Origin of the sequence: Bacillus sp. FSL R5-0603 (assembly GCF_038050295.1) — a bacterium.
Lineage (GTDB): Bacteria > Bacillota > Bacilli > Bacillales > Bacillaceae > Bacillus > Bacillus subtilis.
In genome coordinates, this window is sequence record NZ_JBBOYP010000001.1 from 604,730 (window position 1) to 623,425 (window position 18,696).

At 46.6% G+C, this 18,696-nt stretch carries 19 protein-coding genes and 1 riboswitch; of the genes, 18 read left to right on the forward strand and 1 reads right to left on the reverse strand.

The window, feature by feature from the left end; all coding sequences use genetic code 11:
- Positions 1-57: 57 nt before the first annotated feature.
- From pbuG to purD, 17 genes are all read left to right on the forward strand, one after another.
- Complete coding sequence (pbuG, locus tag NYE56_RS03100) at positions 58-1,380, forward strand: hypoxanthine/guanine permease PbuG (protein ID WP_033883865.1); 1,323 nt, start codon at positions 58-60, stop codon at positions 1,378-1,380.
- Between the two features lie 210 nt (positions 1,381-1,590).
- Complete coding sequence (locus NYE56_RS03105; RefSeq protein ID WP_341283443.1) at positions 1,591-2,394, forward strand: hypothetical protein; 804 nt, start codon at positions 1,591-1,593, stop codon at positions 2,392-2,394.
- A gap of 158 nt (positions 2,395-2,552) precedes the next feature.
- Positions 2,553-2,720 carry a Fur-regulated basic protein FbpA gene (locus tag NYE56_RS03110; RefSeq protein WP_003244066.1) on the forward strand — a complete coding sequence of 56 codons (168 nt, stop codon included), beginning with the start codon at positions 2,553-2,555 and terminating at the stop codon, positions 2,718-2,720.
- Between the two features lie 212 nt (positions 2,721-2,932).
- On the forward strand, positions 2,933-3,487 hold the full coding sequence (locus NYE56_RS03115; protein ID WP_015482896.1) for a DUF2179 domain-containing protein: 555 nt from the start codon (positions 2,933-2,935) through the stop codon (positions 3,485-3,487).
- A complete protein-coding gene (locus tag NYE56_RS03120; RefSeq protein ID WP_003219403.1) occupies positions 3,487-3,684 on the forward strand; it encodes an NETI motif-containing protein in 198 nt (65 codons plus the stop codon). Before NYE56_RS03115 ends, NYE56_RS03120 begins: the two co-directional genes overlap by 1 nt.
- Before the next feature lie 79 nt (positions 3,685-3,763).
- Positions 3,764-3,865, forward strand: a riboswitch (purine riboswitch).
- Between the two features lie 141 nt (positions 3,866-4,006).
- The gene (gene purE, locus NYE56_RS03125) at positions 4,007-4,495 is read left to right on the forward strand and encodes a 5-(carboxyamino)imidazole ribonucleotide mutase (RefSeq protein WP_015715436.1); all 489 of its coding nucleotides are present in this window, start codon (positions 4,007-4,009) and stop codon (positions 4,493-4,495) included.
- On the forward strand, positions 4,488-5,630 hold the full coding sequence (gene purK, locus NYE56_RS03130; protein WP_341283444.1) for a 5-(carboxyamino)imidazole ribonucleotide synthase: 1,143 nt from the start codon (positions 4,488-4,490) through the stop codon (positions 5,628-5,630). Before purE ends, purK begins: the two co-directional genes overlap by 8 nt.
- Complete coding sequence (gene purB / locus NYE56_RS03135) at positions 5,627-6,922, forward strand: adenylosuccinate lyase (RefSeq protein ID WP_341283445.1); 1,296 nt, start codon at positions 5,627-5,629, stop codon at positions 6,920-6,922. Before purK ends, purB begins: the two co-directional genes overlap by 4 nt.
- A 73-nt stretch (positions 6,923-6,995) precedes the next feature.
- Positions 6,996-7,721, forward strand: coding sequence for a phosphoribosylaminoimidazolesuccinocarboxamide synthase (gene purC, locus NYE56_RS03140; protein WP_101172022.1), 726 nt, complete (start codon positions 6,996-6,998; stop codon positions 7,719-7,721).
- The gene (gene purS, locus NYE56_RS03145; protein ID WP_003219409.1) at positions 7,714-7,968 is read left to right on the forward strand and encodes a phosphoribosylformylglycinamidine synthase subunit PurS; all 255 of its coding nucleotides are present in this window, start codon (positions 7,714-7,716) and stop codon (positions 7,966-7,968) included. Before purC ends, purS begins: the two co-directional genes overlap by 8 nt.
- Positions 7,965-8,648 (forward strand): phosphoribosylformylglycinamidine synthase subunit PurQ, encoded by a 684-nt coding sequence (purQ, locus tag NYE56_RS03150; protein WP_133953982.1) that lies wholly within the window; start codon positions 7,965-7,967, stop codon positions 8,646-8,648. Before purS ends, purQ begins: the two co-directional genes overlap by 4 nt.
- Entirely contained in the window at positions 8,632-10,860 is a 2,229-nt protein-coding gene (purL, locus tag NYE56_RS03155; protein ID WP_133953981.1) for a phosphoribosylformylglycinamidine synthase subunit PurL, read from the forward strand. Before purQ ends, purL begins: the two co-directional genes overlap by 17 nt.
- On the forward strand, positions 10,836-12,266 hold the full coding sequence (purF, locus tag NYE56_RS03160; RefSeq protein WP_003233947.1) for an amidophosphoribosyltransferase: 1,431 nt from the start codon (positions 10,836-10,838) through the stop codon (positions 12,264-12,266). The genes purL and purF overlap by 25 nt, the downstream gene beginning before the upstream one ends.
- 101 nt (positions 12,267-12,367) lie before the next feature.
- Positions 12,368-13,408 carry a phosphoribosylformylglycinamidine cyclo-ligase gene (purM, locus tag NYE56_RS03165; protein ID WP_133953980.1) on the forward strand — a complete coding sequence of 347 codons (1,041 nt, stop codon included), beginning with the start codon at positions 12,368-12,370 and terminating at the stop codon, positions 13,406-13,408.
- Positions 13,405-13,992 carry a phosphoribosylglycinamide formyltransferase gene (gene purN / locus NYE56_RS03170; protein ID WP_021481301.1) on the forward strand — a complete coding sequence of 196 codons (588 nt, stop codon included), beginning with the start codon at positions 13,405-13,407 and terminating at the stop codon, positions 13,990-13,992. The genes purM and purN overlap by 4 nt, the downstream gene beginning before the upstream one ends.
- Entirely contained in the window at positions 13,989-15,527 is a 1,539-nt protein-coding gene (purH, locus tag NYE56_RS03175) for a bifunctional phosphoribosylaminoimidazolecarboxamide formyltransferase/IMP cyclohydrolase (RefSeq protein WP_326210876.1), read from the forward strand. The genes purN and purH overlap by 4 nt, the downstream gene beginning before the upstream one ends.
- 15 nt (positions 15,528-15,542) lie before the next feature.
- Positions 15,543-16,811 carry a phosphoribosylamine--glycine ligase gene (gene purD / locus NYE56_RS03180; RefSeq protein WP_041851230.1) on the forward strand — a complete coding sequence of 423 codons (1,269 nt, stop codon included), beginning with the start codon at positions 15,543-15,545 and terminating at the stop codon, positions 16,809-16,811.
- Positions 16,812-16,850: 39 nt separating this feature from the next.
- Here the strand turns inward: purD and NYE56_RS03185 are convergent, their stop codons facing one another.
- Positions 16,851-17,270, reverse strand: a complete 420-nt coding sequence (locus NYE56_RS03185) for an Lrp/AsnC family transcriptional regulator (RefSeq protein WP_024572877.1) — start codon at positions 17,268-17,270, stop codon at positions 16,851-16,853.
- A gap of 143 nt (positions 17,271-17,413) precedes the next feature.
- Here NYE56_RS03185 and NYE56_RS03190 point away from each other — a divergent pair, with 143 nt between their 5' ends.
- On the forward strand, positions 17,414-18,688 hold the full coding sequence (locus tag NYE56_RS03190; protein ID WP_341283446.1) for an APC family permease: 1,275 nt from the start codon (positions 17,414-17,416) through the stop codon (positions 18,686-18,688).
- Positions 18,689-18,696 lie beyond the last annotated feature (8 nt).

An 18,696-nucleotide genomic window follows, 5' to 3' on the forward strand; every position in this document is an offset into this window, starting at 1 on the left:
TTTATTTGGCGATTTCAGGGCAGGATAAATAGCAAAGAGTGAAGGGAGTCAAATAGCTTGAAAAAGTATTTTCAGTTTGATGAGCTGGGCACCAGCTATCGCAATGAAATCATTGGCGGATTAACGACTTTTTTATCTATGGCATATATTTTGTTCGTCAATCCGATTACGCTTGCTTTGGACAGCGTGAAAGATTTTCCGGAGGCGCTGAGAATTGACCAGGGTGCGGTCTTTACGGCGACAGCGCTGGCGTCTGCAGCAGGCTGTATCTTAATGGGATTAATAGCGAGATATCCGATTGCAATCGCGCCGGGTATGGGGCTGAACGCGTTTTTTGCGTTTTCTGTTGTCCTTGGTATGGGTATTTCATGGCAGGCAGCTTTGTCTGGTGTTTTTATTTCAGGCCTTATTTTCGTTGCTCTTTCTTTAACAGGTTTTCGTGAAAAAATCATCAACGCCATTCCGCCTGAGCTGAAATTGGCAGTCGGTGCGGGGATCGGCCTGTTTATTACATTCGTTGGTTTGCAAGGCTCAGGAATCATTACTGCAAATCCTTCTACGCTCGTCACGATCGGAAACATTCACAGCGGTCCTGTGCTATTAACGATTTTCGGTGTGATTGTCACGGTTATATTAATGGTGCTTCGCGTGAACGCAGGCGTGTTTATCGGGATGCTGTTAACAGCGGTTGCCGGTATGATTTTCGGTTTGGTTCCGGTTCCGACTCAAATTATCGGCAGTGTGCCAAGCCTTGCGCCGACTTTTGGACAAGCGTGGATTCACCTCCCGGATATTTTCTCCGTACAAATGCTGATCGTTATTTTAACATTCTTGTTTGTCGGATTTTTTGATACAGCTGGTACACTTGTTGCTGTGGCGACACAAGCTGGTTTAATGAAGGAAAACAAATTGCCGCGTGCGGGCCGTGCGCTTTTAGCTGATTCATCTTCTATTGTGATCGGTGCCGTGCTTGGTACGTCTACAACAACTTCTTACGTGGAATCAAGCTCAGGTGTCGCTGCGGGTGCCCGTTCAGGATTTGCCGCAATTGTAACAGGGATTCTCTTTTTGCTGGCTACGTTTTTCTCTCCGCTCCTATCAGTCGTTACATCAAATGTAACAGCGCCGGCGCTTATTATCGTTGGTGCATTGATGGTGGCGCCTCTTGGCAAAATCGCTTGGGATAAGTTCGAAGTGGCCGTTCCTGCTTTCCTTACCATGATCATGATGCCGTTAACGTACAGCATTGCGACTGGTATAGCCATCGGATTTATTTTCTATCCGATTACAATGGTGTGCAAAGGGAAAGCAAAAGAGGTTCATCCAATCATGTACGGGCTGTTTGTCGTATTTATCCTGTACTTTATCTTCTTAAAATAAGAATTGAAAAACCAGCTGCACCGGCAGCTGGTTTTTTTGTTGCAAAAGATAAAACCATTTCATACGATATACCGTCATGTAGATGTGCCGCCATGCTTTACTTAAATGGAAATGACTTGACTGTTCAGGAAGGCTTCGGTACCTTATATAAGTGTTTTATTTTCTTGCTGAATGGTATTCCGCCGTATTTTTTTGATAGGAGTTGCTGACATGACGGAAGAAAGAAAAGAAACGTTTGAAGAAGAAATTAACCAGAGTGAAAGAATAGATACAGATGAAGAACCGCTATCGAGAATGTCCAGAAAGGCGAGCCGGCAAAGCAAGCAGAAGCAAAAACAAAAGCAGAAACCGCGCCAGGAACGCGGTGAATCAACTGTTAAAGACAAGCTTGCATCTGTTTGGGCGGCCATCAACAGATATTGCGGTTTTGCGTTCTCGATTTTAAAATCACCGGCGAAAACTGTCGTAACGGATGGTTTTTCTCATTATAAGTACGGTCTGATTTCAATGCTTATATTCAGTATCATTTTTTCAATTGGGAATTGGTTTCAGTTAAAGGCAAGCTGGAATCGGCCGCTCGGTTTCGGAGAACGCCATCATGCTTTCTATGACGGGTTTTTAGTTGTTCTTGTGTATTTGCTGATCTTTTTCGCGGTAATGGTCTTTGCTATATGGGCTGTCTCCCGCTATATGATGAAGCAGAAGGTGACGTTCAGAGAAGCGGCTGCCGTATTGGGTTCATTGCTTGTACCGATAATTGCTGTTTCAATCCTTTGGCTGATCTTTGCGATCGTGAATATCCCAATGCTGACAGTACTGTTTACGGTGCTGATCTTGTTTTCCATCTTTTTTATCATCGCGCTGTATGTACAGCGTGTGTACCAGGCGGCACAAGATGCACCAATTGATTATATCTATTGTGTATTTGCAGTGGTTGCGATAGCGTTGCTGTTTACGGCAGTGACTTGGCCGTTTATCTCTGAATATTTTACGGCGTCGCTAATTCCGCTTTAATGAAAAAACCGGCTAATCCTAGCCGGTTTTTTTATGTCACACTTTTTACAAATATATCTAAAAAACATAGTTGATTTGTAGGATTAACCCGTGTATGATGGGGAAAATGCTGAAAACGTCCAGCGCAAAAACCTTTATGTTTAAGGAGGATGATGGACATGGCTGATGTGCTTCGCCGAGCAATTAACCAAAAGAAGCAATTTTTAAAAACCAAATTACTGCTCTCGGAATTTTATCAAGGAAGAGGGGAACAGCTTGCTGACTACACGCTGAGTGAGCTTGAGAAAGAATACAAGTCCCTTCAGAAAATGAAAAAAGAGATCTGACAATAGATATTAAGAGGTGAGTCTGCTGAAAAGCGGGCTTTTTTGTTTTGATTTTGAAAAGGCGAGAAAGAGGGTAAACTACTACTGTTCAACTCATAAAAGCATGTCGAAATATTTTGCTTAAGCTTACGGGCGAAGCTGATTGTAAACGGCTCATTTCTCTAGTAGAATATGAATGCTTTGTGCAAGCTGAAGAGTAGGGGGATAATAAAATGATGCAAACCATCTTATCAAATGGGATAGCCATGGTTCTCATAATTCTCATTATTAATATTGTCTATGTGTCATTTTTTACGATAAGAATGATTTTAACGCTGAAAGGACAGCGTTATTTAGCGGCCGGCATCAGTACGATTGAAATACTGGTTTATGTGACAGGACTGAGTCTGGTGCTCGATAACTTAGACCAGATTCAAAATGTGATCGCGTACGCGCTCGGTTACGGTCTTGGCGTAATTGTCGGCATGAAAATAGAAGAAAAATTGGCGCTTGGCTATATTATGGTCAATGTGATTACGAAGGAGCTCGATCTTGATCTTCCGAAGCAGCTCCGTGAAAAAGGCTACGGCGTGACAAACTGGGTGGCAGGCGGGCTTGAAGGCGACCGCACAGCCCTTCAGATCCTAACGCCGAGAAAATATGAACTCCAGCTATATGATACGATTAAAACACTTGATTCAAAAGCCTTTATTATTGCGTACGAACCAAAAACAATCCACGGCGGCTTCTGGGTCAAAGCGGTGAAGAAGAGGAGAATTAAAGAATAATGGCAAAGCCGAAGAAGAAAAAGTTTGAAGTGACAGAGCAGCAAACGATTGATGCGGTGCTTCAGCAAATGAAAGAAGAAGGATATCTGCCTGTAAGGCGAATGGAAGAGCCTATTTTTATGGAAAAAAAGGAAAATGGGTCAATTCAGATCGTTCCGTGCGGGAAAAAAATCGTATTTGAAGGGAAATTGATCTAAAACACGAACATTAGTAGAATGAATTTTTGTATCGTTCGATAATATCGTTGACATTATCCATGTCCGTTGTTAAGATAAACATGAAATCAAAACACGACCTCATATAATCTTGGGAATATGGCCCATAAGTTTCTACCCGGCAACCGTAAATTGCCGGACTATGCAGGAAAGTGATCGATAAAACTGACATGGATATATCGCAGAAGCGAACGACTGACGATACATGTACCATGCCCGGTTTGTATTGCTTCCTCATAAGTGCAATGCAGAGCGGGTATTTTTTATTTTCTGAAAACAAAAGCATTAGAAGGTGGGGAACAGAATGCAGCCGCTAGTAGGAATCATCATGGGAAGCACTTCCGATTGGGAGACAATGAAACACGCATGCGACATACTTGACGAACTCAATGTTCCGTACGAAAAAAAGGTCGTTTCCGCTCACCGGACGCCTGATTTCATGTTTGAATATGCTGAAACTGCTAGAGAAAGAGGCATCAAGGTGATTATTGCCGGTGCCGGAGGAGCGGCGCATCTGCCAGGGATGACGGCTGCGAAAACAACACTGCCAGTCATTGGAGTTCCGGTTCAGTCCAAGGCGCTGAACGGAATGGATTCACTTCTTTCCATCGTCCAAATGCCTGGAGGCGTGCCTGTTGCGACAACATCCATCGGCAAAGCGGGTGCTGTGAACGCAGGCCTGTTAGCGGCGCAAATTTTGTCAGCATTTGACGAAGGCCTTGCCCGTAAGCTGGATGAAAGAAGAGAAAATACAAAACAGACAGTGTTAGAAAGCAGTGATCAGCTTGTCTAAACAAATCATCTATCCGGGAGCTGTAATCGGCATTATCGGCGGCGGCCAGCTTGGGAAAATGATGGCTGTGTCCGCCAAACAAATGGGGTATAAAGTCGCGGTCGTTGATCCGGTGAAAGATTCGCCGTGCGGGCAGGTTGCGGATGTCGAAATTACCTCTCATTATAATGACCGTGAAGCGATTCGAAAATTGGCTGAAATCAGCGATATCATCACATATGAGTTTGAAAACATCGACTATGATGCGCTGCATTGGCTAAAAGATCATGCGTATCTCCCGCAAGGAAGTGAGCTGCTGCTCATTACCCAAAACCGTGAAACAGAGAAAAAAGCAATTCAATCCGCGGGCTGTGAAGTCGCACCGTACAGCATCGTCAAAACAAAGAATGAATTGAAACAGGCGGTACAGGAGCTCAGGCTTCCGGCAGTGCTGAAAACATGCCGCGGCGGGTACGACGGCAAAGGCCAATTTGTGATAAAAGAAGCGGCGCAAATGGAGCAGGCAGCCGCTCTGTTAGAACACGGAACTTGCATTCTTGAAAGCTGGGTTTCTTTTAAAATGGAACTGTCGGTGATCGTCGTCAGATCGGTAAACGGTGAAATTTCAACATTTCCGACAGCTGAAAACATTCACCACAACAATATTCTTTTCCAAAGCATCGTGCCCGCACGGGTAGAGAAAGGGATTCAGCAGAAGGCTGCTGATCTCGCAGGTAAGCTTGCAGATGAGCTTAACCTTGTCGGACCGCTTGCTGTTGAGATGTTCCTGACAGAGGACGGAGAGCTTTTGGTCAATGAACTGGCGCCAAGACCGCACAATTCTGGGCATTATACGCTGGACCTTTGCGAGACGAGCCAGTTTGAGCAGCATATCAGAGCGGTATGCGGGCTTCCGCTTGGGAAGACAGATTTGCTGAAGCCGGGCATGATGGTGAATCTTCTCGGCGATGAAGTGAAGCTTGTTGAGGAAGACCCGGAGCTTTTAAAAGAGGCAAAGCTATATATATACGGAAAACATGAAATCAAAAAAGGCCGCAAAATGGGGCATATTACATTTATGAAGCAGCCTGAAGACGAATGGATTCAGGAGATCACAAATAAATGGATGAATAGAGACGGAGGACAAGCAGAATGATCGAACGTTATTCAAGACCTGAAATGTCCGCGATTTGGACGGATGAAAACAGATTTCAAGCATGGCTGGAGGTAGAGATTCTTGCCTGTGAAGCGTGGGCGGAGCTTGGCGTTATTCCAAAAGAAGACGTAAAGCTGATGCGCGAAAATGCGTCATTTGACATCAACCGCATTTTAGAAATCGAAAAGGACACGCGCCATGACGTTGTCGCTTTTACGCGCGCTGTATCCGAATCACTGGGCGAAGAAAGAAAATGGGTGCATTACGGCTTAACGTCAACTGACGTTGTTGATACGGCCCTTTCCTACTTATTAAAACAGGCAAACGATATTCTGCTCAAGGATCTTGAGAGATTTGTTGACATTATAAAAGAAAAAGCGAAAGAACATAAATACACAGTCATGATGGGGCGCACGCACGGCGTACACGCTGAGCCTACAACTTTCGGCTTGAAACTTGCGCTTTGGCATGAAGAAATGAAACGTAATCTTGAGCGCTTCAAACAATCGAAAACAGGCATCGAGGTTGGAAAGATTTCTGGCGCTGTCGGCACATATGCGAACATTGATCCATTTGTTGAACAATATGTCTGTGAGAAGCTCGGATTGAAAGCAGCACCAATTTCCACTCAAACCCTTCAGCGTGACCGCCATGCTGACTATATGGCAACACTTGCTTTGATCGCGACAAGCATCGAGAAATTCGCTGTGGAAATCCGCGGACTGCAAAAGAGTGAAACACGTGAAGTTGAGGAATTTTTCGCGAAAGGGCAAAAGGGTTCATCTGCAATGCCGCATAAACGAAATCCGATTGGCTCTGAAAATATGACAGGCATGGCGCGCGTGATCCGCGGCTACATGATGACAGCTTACGAAAATGTTCCATTATGGCATGAGCGCGATATTTCTCACTCTTCAGCAGAACGGATTATTCTTCCGGATGCGACAATTGCGCTGAACTACATGCTGAACCGCTTCTCCAACATTGTGAAGAACTTAACGGTCTTCCCGGAAAACATGAAGCGCAACATGGATCGCACTCTCGGCCTTATCTATTCTCAGCGCGTGCTGCTTGCTTTGATTGACACAGGCCTTACACGCGAAGAAGCCTATGATACAGTTCAGCCGAAGGCAATGGAAGCGTGGGAAAAACAAGTGCCGTTCCGCGAACTTGTGGAAGCGGAAGAGAAAATCACGTCACGTCTTTCTCCGGAAAAAATTGCTGACTGCTTTGATTACAATTACCATCTGAAAAATGTTGATCTGATCTTTGAACGTTTAGGTTTAGCATAGAAGAAGCTTTTAGCGGCTTCTTCTAAGCCGCCGCAGTTTGAAAATTCCCAACATTCGGGTTAGGAGGCCTTCCGTGAATATTGTGAAGAATGAACTTTTATACGAAGGAAAAGCAAAAAAGATCTACAAAACCGATGACGAAAACACGCTGTATGTCGTGTATAAAGACTCCGCTACTGCCTTTAATGGCGAGAAAAAAGCAGAAATCAGCGGGAAAGGGCGCTTAAACAACGAGATTTCAAGCTTGATTTTCAAACACCTTCATGCAAAGGGCATTAACAATCACTTTATCGAGCGCATTTCGGAAACGGAACAGCTCATTCAAAAGGTAACGATTGTGCCGCTTGAAGTTGTGGTCAGAAATGTTGTGGCAGGAAGCATGTCCAAACGTCTCGGCATCCCAGAAGGCACGGAGCTTGAGCAGCCGATTATCGAGTTTTACTACAAGGATGACGCGCTGGGTGATCCGCTCATCACAGAAGATCATATTTGGCTTTTGAAAGCGGCGACTCCTGAGCAAGTAGAAACCATTAAGTCCATTACAAAAACAGTAAATGAAGAGCTTCAAAGTATTTTCGACGATTGCCATGTCAGATTAATAGATTTCAAGCTTGAATTCGGTTTAGATGCAGAAGGGCAAGTGCTTTTGGCGGATGAAATTTCTCCTGACACATGCCGCTTGTGGGATAAAGACACGAACGAAAAGCTGGATAAAGATTTATTCAGACGCAATCTGGGAAGCTTAACCGACGCATACGAAGAGATTTTCAAAAGACTGGGAGGCATTCATCATGTATAAAGTAAAAGTTTATGTCAGCTTAAAAGAAAGTGTACTAGATCCACAAGGGAGCGCTGTCCAGCATGCCTTGCACAGTATGACTTATAACGAAGTTCAAGATGTGCGCATCGGGAAATACATGGAGCTTACCATTGAAAAATCTGACCGTGATCTTGACGTGCTAGTGAAAGAAATGTGCGAAAAACTTCTTGCGAACACAGTGATTGAAGATTACAGATACGAGGTTGAGGAGGTAGTCGCACAGTGAAATTTGCGGTGATTGTGTTACCCGGCTCCAACTGTGATATCGATATGTATCATGCTGTAAAGGATGAGCTCGGCCATGAAGTGGAATACGTCTGGCATGAGGAAACAAGCCTTGACGGATTCGACGGTGTGTTAATTCCGGGAGGGTTTTCTTACGGCGATTACTTGAGATGCGGCGCTATCGCCCGATTTGCGAATATTATGCTAGCTGTCAAACAAGCAGCGGCTGAAGGAAAACCCGTTCTTGGCGTCTGCAACGGATTCCAGATTTTGCAGGAGCTTGGCCTTTTGCCAGGCGCAATGAGACGCAACAAAGATTTGAAGTTCATTTGCCGTCCGGTTGAATTAATTGTTCAGAACGACGAAACATTATTCACAGCTTCCTACGAAAAGGGACAATCGATTACAATCCCGGTTGCCCACGGTGAAGGGAATTTCTACTGTGATGACGAGACGCTTGCTTTATTAAAGGAAAACAATCAAATTGCTTTCACATACGGCTCTAATATTAATGGAAGTGTCAGCGACATTGCCGGTGTCGTGAATGAGAAAGGCAATGTATTAGGCATGATGCCTCACCCTGAGCGCGCGGTCGATGAACTGCTTGGAAGCGCCGACGGTCTTAAATTGTTCCAGTCTATCGTGAAAAATTGGAGGGAAACTCATGTCACTACTGCTTGAACCAAGTAAAGAACAAATAAAAGAAGAGAAACTGTATCAGCAAATGGGTGTCAGTGATGATGAGTTTGCATTGATAGAATCCATTCTTGGAAGATTGCCGAACTACACAGAAATCGGAATTTTTTCTGTCATGTGGTCTGAGCATTGCAGCTACAAAAACTCAAAGCCGATTCTGCGTAAATTCCCGACAAGCGGCGAGCGTGTGCTGCAGGGGCCGGGGGAAGGCGCCGGAATCGTTGATATCGGTGATAACCAAGCGGTTGTGTTCAAAATTGAATCACATAACCACCCATCAGCTCTCGAGCCTTACCAAGGCGCTGCGACTGGCGTAGGCGGAATTATCCGTGATGTATTCTCAATGGGTGCACGCCCAATCGCTGTATTGAACTCTCTTCGATTTGGTGAACTGACTTCACCCCGCGTGAAGTACTTGTTTGAAGAAGTAGTAGCGGGTATCGCCGGATACGGCAACTGTATCGGCATCCCGACAGTCGGCGGAGAAGTGCAGTTTGACAGCAGCTATGAAGGAAATCCGCTCGTCAACGCAATGTGCGTCGGTTTAATCAATCATGAAGACATCAAAAAAGGCCAGGCAAAGGGTGTCGGCAACACAGTAATGTACGTAGGAGCGAAAACAGGGCGTGACGGCATCCACGGTGCTACGTTTGCTTCTGAAGAAATGTCAGACTCGTCTGAAGAAAAGCGTTCTGCTGTCCAAGTCGGCGATCCGTTTATGGAGAAGCTTTTGCTTGAAGCATGTCTGGAAGTCATCCAATGCGACGCCTTAGTCGGCATTCAGGATATGGGAGCTGCCGGTTTAACAAGCTCAAGTGCAGAAATGGCAAGTAAGGCCGGTTCTGGCATTGAAATGAACCTTGACCTGATTCCTCAGCGCGAAACAGGCATGAGCGCGTATGAAATGATGCTTTCTGAATCACAAGAACGGATGCTTTTGGTTATTGAGCGCGGACGTGAGCAGGAAATCATCGATATTTTTGACAAGTATGATCTTGAAGCGGTTTCTGTCGGACATGTGACAGATGATAAAATGCTTCGCCTGACACACAAAGGAGAGGTTGTGTGCGAGCTGCCTGTTGATGCCTTGGCAGAAGAAGCACCGGTTTACCATAAGCCTTCTCAAGAGCCTGCTTACTATCGCGAGTTTTTGGAAACGGACGTTCCGGCTCCGCAAATTGAAGATGCGAATGAAACGCTGAAGGCCCTTCTTCAGCAGCCGACGATTGCGAGTAAAGAGTGGGTTTATGATCAGTATGACTACATGGTGCGCACGAATACAGTTGTCGCTCCTGGGTCTGATGCCGGTGTTCTCAGAATCCGCGGAACGAAAAAGGCGCTGGCGATGACGACAGACTGTAACGCGCGTTATCTCTATCTTGATCCTGAAGTCGGCGGGAAAATTGCTGTCGCTGAAGCAGCGCGCAACATCATTTGCTCAGGCGCAGAACCGCTTGCGGTCACAGATAACCTTAACTTCGGAAACCCGGAGAAGCCAGAAATCTTCTGGCAGATCGAAAAAGCGGCAGACGGCATAAGCGAAGCGTGCAATGTTCTCAGCACACCGGTTATCGGCGGTAACGTATCGCTTTATAACGAATCAAACGGCACGGCGATCTATCCGACACCAGTTATCGGCATGGTTGGCTTAATTGAAGATACAGCACACATTACAACACAGCATTTCAAACAAGCGGGAGATCTCGTATATGTGATCGGTGAAACAAAACCAGAGTTTGCCGGAAGCGAGCTGCAAAAAATGACAGAAGGCCGTATTTACGGCAAAGCGCCGCAAATCGATCTTGATGTAGAGCTGTCTCGTCAAAAAGCACTGCTTGACGCGATTAAAAAAGGCTTCGTTCAATCTGCGCATGATGTGTCTGAAGGCGGCTTAGGCGTAGCGATTGCGGAAAGTGTCATGACGACGGAAAACCTTGGCGCTAATGTGACTGTAGAAGGGGAAGCGGCATTATTATTCTCTGAATCTCAATCCCGCTTCGTCGTTTCAGTGAAAAAAGAACATCAAGAAGCGTTTGAAGCAGCTGTCAAAGATGCGGTTCATATTGGTGAGGTAACGGCTGACGGAATTCTGGCGATTCAAAACCAAGATGGACAACAAATGATTCATGCGCAAACGAAAGAGCTTGAACGCGTATGGAAAGGAGCTATCCCATGCTTGCTGAAATCAAAGGCTTAAATGAAGAATGCGGCGTTTTTGGGATTTGGGGACATGAAGAAGCCCCGCAGATCACGTATTACGGTCTTCACAGCCTTCAGCACCGAGGACAGGAGGGTGCGGGCATCGTAGCGACTGACGGTGAAAAGCTGACGGCTCACAAAGGCCAAGGTCTGATCACTGAAGTATTTCAAAATGGCGAACTCAGCAAAGTAAAGGGAAAAGGCGCTATCGGGCACGTTCGGTACGCAACGGCTGGAGGCGGCGGATACGAAAATGTTCAGCCGCTCCTCTTCCGTTCCCAAAACAACGGCAGCCTGGCGCTTGCCCATAACGGAAATCTTGTCAACGCCACTCAGCTGAAGCAGCAGCTCGAAAATCAAGGGAGCATCTTTCAAACCTCTTCGGATACAGAGGTTTTGGCTCACTTGATCAAAAGAAGCGGACACTTCACGCTGAAGGACCAAATTAAAAACTCGCTTTCTATGCTGAAAGGTGCCTACGCGTTTTTGATCATGACCGAAACAGAAATGATTGTCGCACTTGATCCGAACGGGCTGAGACCGTTATCCATCGGCATGATGGGCGATGCTTATGTGGTCGCATCAGAAACATGCGCATTTGACGTCGTCGGCGCAACGTACCTTCGCGAGGTAGAGCCGGGGGAAATGCTGATCATTAATGATGAAGGCATGAAATCAGAGCGTTTTTCCATGAATATCAATCGTTCCATTTGCAGCATGGAGTACATTTATTTCTCCAGACCAGACAGCAATATTGACGGTATTAATGTGCACAGTGCCCGTAAAAACCTTGGAAAAATGCTGGCTCAGGAATCCGCAGTTGAAGCTGACGTTGTCACCGGGGTTCCGGATTCCAGTATTTCTGCGGCGATCGGCTATGCAGAGGCAACAGGCATTCCGTATGAGCTTGGCTTAATCAAAAACCGTTATGTTGGCAGAACGTTTATTCAGCCGTCCCAGGCTCTGCGTGAGCAAGGCGTCAGAATGAAGCTGTCTGCGGTGCGCGGGGTTGTAGAAGGCAAACGCGTCGTGATGGTGGATGACTCTATCGTGCGAGGAACAACTAGCCGCCGGATTGTCACGATGCTAAGAGAAGCGGGTGCGACAGAGGTGCATGTGAAAATCAGTTCACCGCCGATCGCTCATCCGTGCTTTTACGGCATTGATACTTCCACACATGAAGAATTAATCGCGTCTTCGCATTCTGTTGAAGAAATCCGTCAGGAAATCGGAGCCGATACCCTCTCATTTTTAAGTGTGGAAGGGCTGCTGAAAGGCATCGGCAGAAAATACGATGACTCGAATTGCGGACAGTGTCTCGCTTGCTTTACAGGAAAATATCCGACTGAAATTTACCAGGATACAGTGCTTCCTCACGTAAAAGAAGCAGTATTAACCAAATAAAACTTGAAAAATGACATAAAGGCAGCGCAGTTCGGCTGCCTTTCTCTTTCTGCCCTCGTTCGGGGAAATATTTTGAAAAGCGCCTTAAAGGAGTGAATAGGATGTCTGAAGCATATAAAAACGCAGGAGTTGACATCGAAGCCGGATATGAAGCTGTAAAACGAATGAAAAAACACGTGGAGCGCACGAAACGGCTTGGCGTTATGGGCAGCCTTGGCGGTTTTGGCGGCATGTTTGACCTGTCTGAGCTTTCTTATCAAAAACCAGTTCTCATTTCGGGAACGGACGGTGTCGGCACAAAATTAAAGCTCGCTTTTTCCATGGATAAACATGACACGATTGGCGTGGACGCTGTTGCAATGTGTGTCAATGACGTGCTGGCACAAGGTGCAGAGCCGCTGTTTTTCCTCGATTATTTAGCGGTCGGCAAAGCGGACCCAGTGAAAATTGAACAGATTGTACAAGGTGTTGCGGAAGGCTGTGAGCAATCAGGTTCAGCCTTAGTCGGCGGTGAAACGGCTGAAATGCCGGGACTCTATACAGCTGATGAATACGATATTGCCGGTTTCTCAGTCGGAGTGGCAGAAAAGGACGAAATCGTGACTGGAGAAAACATTGAAGAGGGCCATCTGTTGATCGGCCTCAGCTCCAGCGGCCTTCACAGCAACGGCTTTTCCCTTGTCAGAAAAGTGCTTCTGGATGATGCGGAGCTGGACCTTGATACAACATATGAGCCGTTTGAACGCCCGCTTGGCGAGGAATTGCTTGAACCGACAAGGATTTATGTGAAGCCTGTGCTTGCCGCGGTCAAAAGCGGAAAAATTGACGGCATGGCGCACGTGACAGGCGGAGGATTTATTGAAAATATTCCGCGTATGCTTCCGGAAGGCTTAAGTGCGGAAATTGATCATGGCTCATGGCCGATCCCGCCAATTTTTTCTTTCTTGCAAGAGTACGGCAAGCTGAAGGAAGAAGACATGTTCAACGTCTTTAATATGGGTATCGGTTTTGTTTTGGCTGTCAAAGAAGATCATCTGACAGATGTGATCGGAACGCTTGAAAGCCATGGCGAAAAAGCCTATTTAATCGGGCGTGTGAAAAAAGGTGAAGGCGTCACATTCGGCGGTGCGGCACTTTCATGAAAAAGTTTGCGGTATTTGCATCAGGAAACGGTTCAAACTTCGAAGCCATCGTTACGCGTTTGAAGGAGGAGAACTGGGATGCGTCAGCAGCGCTCCTCGTTTGCGACAAACCGCAGGCGAAAGTCATCGAACGGGCGGAAGCATTCCACATTCCATCCTTTGCATTTGAGCCCAAGTCTTATGAAAACAAGGCTGCATTTGAAAAAGCCATTATTGAACAGCTTCGTCTTCACGAGGTTGAATTGATTGTTCTTGCCGGCTATATGAGGCTGATCGGTGATACGCTCCTTCAAGCATATGGAGGAAAAATCATTAACATTCACCCGTCGCTTCTTCCGGCGTTTCCTGGAATCGACGCAGTCGGACAGGCATACCGGGCGGGTGTGAAGGTGGCCGGAATTACCGTGCATTATGTCGATGAAGGAATGGATACAGGTCCGATCATCGCTCAAAAGGCAATCGAAATTGATGAACATGATACATTGGAAACAATCGAACAGCGGATTCACAAGCTTGAGCATAAATGGTATCCGAGTGTGATTAAACAGCTATTAGGATTAAATAACAGAGGTGAAAAGGCATGACCATTAAACGTGCGTTAATCAGTGTTTCAGATAAAACAAATCTCGTTCCTTTCGTAAAAGAATTGACAGAGCTTGGCGTTGAAGTCATCTCCACAGGCGGAACGAAAAAGCTTCTTCAAGAAAATGGTGTGGATGTGATCGGAATTTCTGAAGTGACAGGCTTTCCTGAAATTATGGACGGCCGGTTAAAAACACTTCACCCGAATATTCACGGCGGCCTTCTGGCGGTTCGCGGCAATGAAGAGCATATGGCGCAGATCAATGAACACGGGATTCAGCCGATTGACCTCGTTGTCGTCAACCTCTATCCATTTAAAGAAACGATTTCTAAAGAAGACGTCACGTATGAAGAAGCGATCGAAAATATCGACATCGGCGGACCAGGCATGCTGCGTGCGGCATCAAAGAACCATCAGGATGTCACGGTTATCGTCGATCCGGCCGATTACAGCCCAGTGCTGAATCAAATCAAAGAAGAAGGCAGCGTATCTCTTCAGAAAAAACGCGAGCTCGCGGCAAAGGTATTCCGTCATACTGCGGCATATGATGCACTGATCGCTGACTATCTGACAAATGTTGTCGGTGAAAAAGACCCAGAGCAATTCACTGTGACATTTGAGAAAAAACAATCGCTTCGCTATGGAGAAAACCCGCATCAGGAAGCAACTTTCTATCAAACAGCTCTTCCTGTCAAAGGCTCCATTGCGCAAGCAGAACAGCTTCACGGAAAAGAGCTTTCTTACAACAACATTAAAGACGCGGATGCGGCAGTTCAAATCGTTCGTGAATTCACTGAGCCGGCTGCTGTTGCTGTGAAGCATATGAACCCGTGCGGCGTGGGAACAGGAAAAACGATCGCCGAAGCGTTTGACAGAGCGTTTGAAGCGGATAAAACATCTATCTTCGGCGGCATTATCGCGCTGAACCGTGAAGTGGACAAGGCAACTGCCGAAGCGCTTCATAACATTTTCTTAGAAATCATCATTGCGCCTTCATTCAGCCAAGAAGCGCTCGACGTCCTGACTGCGAAGAAAAATCTCCGTCTGCTGACGCTTGACGTATCCGTCGCTGTTCAAAAGGAAAAACAGCTGACATCTGTTCAAGGCGGGCTGCTGATTCAAGATTTAGATATGCATGGCTTCGATGATGCTGAGATTAGCATTCCGACAAAAAGAGAGCCGAACGAGCAAGAGTGGGAAGACTTGAAGCTTGCTTGGAAAGTCGTGAAGCATGTGAAATCAAATGCGATTGTTCTCGCGAAGGACAACATGACAGTCGGCGTGGGAGCAGGCCAAATGAACCGCGTCGGATCGGCAAAAATCGCAATCGAGCAAGCAGGGGAAAAAGCGAAAGGCAGTGCGCTCGGATCTGATGCATTTTTCCCAATGCCGGATACTGTTGAAGAAGCGGCAAAAGCGGGCGTTACGGCTATCATTCAGCCGGGGGGATCTGTGCGTGACGAGGATTCCATCAAAAAAGCGGATGAATACGGCATTGCCATGGTATTCACCGGCATCAGACACTTCAAACATTAAGGGGATGAAAACGACGTGAATGTATTAATTATCGGTAAAGGCGGAAGAGAACATACACTGGCGTGGAAGGCAGCGCAAAGCAGCCTCGTCGAGAATGTATTTGCAGCTCCTGGAAATGACGGCATGGAAGCTTCCGCACAGCTTGTAAACATTGAGGAAAGCGACCACGCAGGGCTTGTCTCGTTTGCAAAAGAAAACCAGGTCGGCCTAACCATTGTCGGCCCTGAGGTTCCTTTAATTGAAGGTCTGGTGGATGAATTTGAAAAAGCGGGTCTGCGCGTGTTCGGCCCGTCAAAAGCCGCGGCGATCATCGAAGGAAGCAAACAGTTCGCTAAGGATTTAATGAAGAAATACGACATTCCGACCGCAGAATACGACACGTTTACATCCTTTGATGAGGCGAAGGCATATGTGCAGGAAAAAGGTGCTCCGATTGTGATAAAAGCAGATGGACTTGCGGCTGGAAAAGGCGTTACTGTTGCTATGACAGAGGAAGAAGCAATTGCGTGTCTGCATGACTTTCTTGAAGATGAAAAGTTCGGTGATGCGAGCGCGTCCGTTGTCATTGAAGAATACCTTTCTGGTGAAGAATTTTCTCTAATGGCCTTCGTCAAAGGAGAAAAAGTGTATCCAATGGTGATTGCCCAGGATCACAAGCGTGCGTTTGACGGAGACAAAGGCCCGAATACGGGCGGAATGGGCGCTTACTCTCCAGTTCCGCAAATTTCGGAAGAAACGGTCCGCCATGCTGTAGAAACGATCGTTAAGCCGGCCGCAAAAGCAATGGTACAAGAAGGCCGTTCCTTCACTGGCGTTTTGTACGCTGGATTGATGCTTACTGAAAACGGCTCGAAGGTCATTGAATTTAATGCCCGTTTCGGCGATCCGGAAACACAGGTCGTGCTTCCGCGCATGGAATCTGATCTGGTACAGGTGCTTCTTGATCTTTTAGATGATAAGGAAGTTGACTTAAGATGGAAGGATACCGCTGCTGTTAGTGTGGTGCTTGCTTCTGAAGGATATCCGGAAAGCTACGCAAAAGGCACGCCGATCGGCAGCCTTGCTGCGGAAACTGAGCAGGTCGTGGTCTTCCATGCCGGAACGAAAGCAGAAGGCGGAGAGTTCGTTACAAACGGGGGGCGCGTCGCCAATGTGACAGCTTTTGATGAATCGTTTGAAGCGGCTAGAGACCGAGTGTACAAAGCGGTTGATGAAATATTCAAACCGGGACTCTTTTTCAGAAAAGACATTGGGGCACGCGCTTTAAAGGCTGCCCAAAAATAAGTGAGGAAAACCCGCAGATTAGCTGCGGGTTTTTTGTTATCAAAAAGCGGGATGGCAGCTGGAAGAAGAAAGGACAACGAGCGTGGTCGGTTTTCCATGGGCCATAGAGGCGTCAATAAAATCTTCAAGCGTATGTACCGATTCAGTCACGACCTTTGTCACATAGCTGTACATACCCGTGATGCGGTGGTTTTCTGCTACATCAGGGTGCGCTTTTGCAAAGGCGGCGTAGTGCTTGCAGCTTTTCGGCTCCATGAGAATAAAAGCGGTGACATGCTTGTTTAGTTTTTCGTAACAGATATTCGCGCTGTACCCGGTAATCACTCCTTTGTCTTCAAGCTTCCTGACACGCTCCGCCGCGCTTGGCGAGCTGAGTCCGACAAGCTTTCCCAGCTCAACCATCGTTAATCTGCCATTTCGCTGCAAATGCGAGAGAATCTGAAGGTCTGTATCGTCCATTTGTCTGGCTCCTTTACATATTTAGGCGAATGAATGAAAATTCCTTTGATCGTAAGGTAATGCTGTTGATTTACCTTCATTGTAGCATATGGATGTCGTCTTATTTTTTCTATAATAAAGCCATCAATCTGAGAGGAGGCATCATGTTGCCAGAATTACAGCGCTCTATTACTTGGATACAAGGGACGGCGTTAACGATTGGGGCGGTTTTAGGATGCGGGATATTAATTTTGCCGTCTGTCACCGCGGACACGGCCGGTCCGGCTTCTTTATTTGTCTGGGTATTCATGTCTTTTTTATCTTTTCTTCTTGTCGGCACGCTGGCCCGGCTTGTGAAAATAGCGCCTAGCGCGGGAGGAATCACGGCTTATGTGCAGCTGGCTTTTCGAAAAAAAGCCGGGGCTATTTTGGGCTGGGTCATGTTAGGGTCCGTTCCGATCGGCGTTCCCATCATCGCTTTGACTGGCGCGCATTACGTCAGTTACGTCACAGAGGCGGCGGATTGGCAGGTTACATTGATTGCTGGTTGTATGCTGGCTATATCTATTTTGCTTCATATGAGAGGGATTCAACTATCCGCAAACATCAGTACACTCGTTATATGTGTCATCGTATTTCTGCTTGTCACTTCTATTGCTGTGTCATTGCCACACGTCACGATAGCAGAATTCAAACCGTTTCTTCCGCATGGCTGGTCTGCCGCTGGATCTGTTTCTGTTATGATTTTTTTCTCTTTTGTAGGCTGGGAAATGATTACCCCATTGGCTGAGGAGTTTCATCGCCCTGAAAAAGATATCCCGCTCAGCTTGTTTTTGGCAGCGTCTTGTGTGGCGGGGCTGTATATCTTGCTGTCATTTGTGACGGTGGGAACTCATTCATACGGAGAGAATGGAGAAATTGCCTCGCTTGCCATGCTCATCTCAAAAGGAGCAGGGGAAAGCGGTGTATATGTTACGGTATGTTTAGCGCTGTTTATTACATTCGCCACCATCCATGCCAATATTGCTGGTTTTTCCAGAATGGTGTACGCATTGGCGAGAGAGGGGCACATTCCCATATATTTTGGAAAACTCAGTGCAACAAAACGTACGCCTATTCGCGTTTTGACAGCGATGGCCGCAGTGTTTGGCTTAGTGCTTGCGGCGCATGGCCTGTTTCAAATCGATTTGACGACTCTGTTGAAAGGGCCGAGCGCGGCTTTTATCGCATCTTACATATGTACAATGGCGGCAGCACTGAAACTCCTGAGCTGGAGAGATTCAGGCTGGTGGATGGCGCTCGGGGCATTTGTGGCGTGCGCAGTGATTTACTCATTCAGCGGCTGGGCGCTTCTTTATCCGGCAGTGCTGGCAGCTGCAGGATATCTCTATATGAAAACAAGGGGAGGGCATAAAAAAAAGCTTGATCACGTTTTGTGATCAAGCTT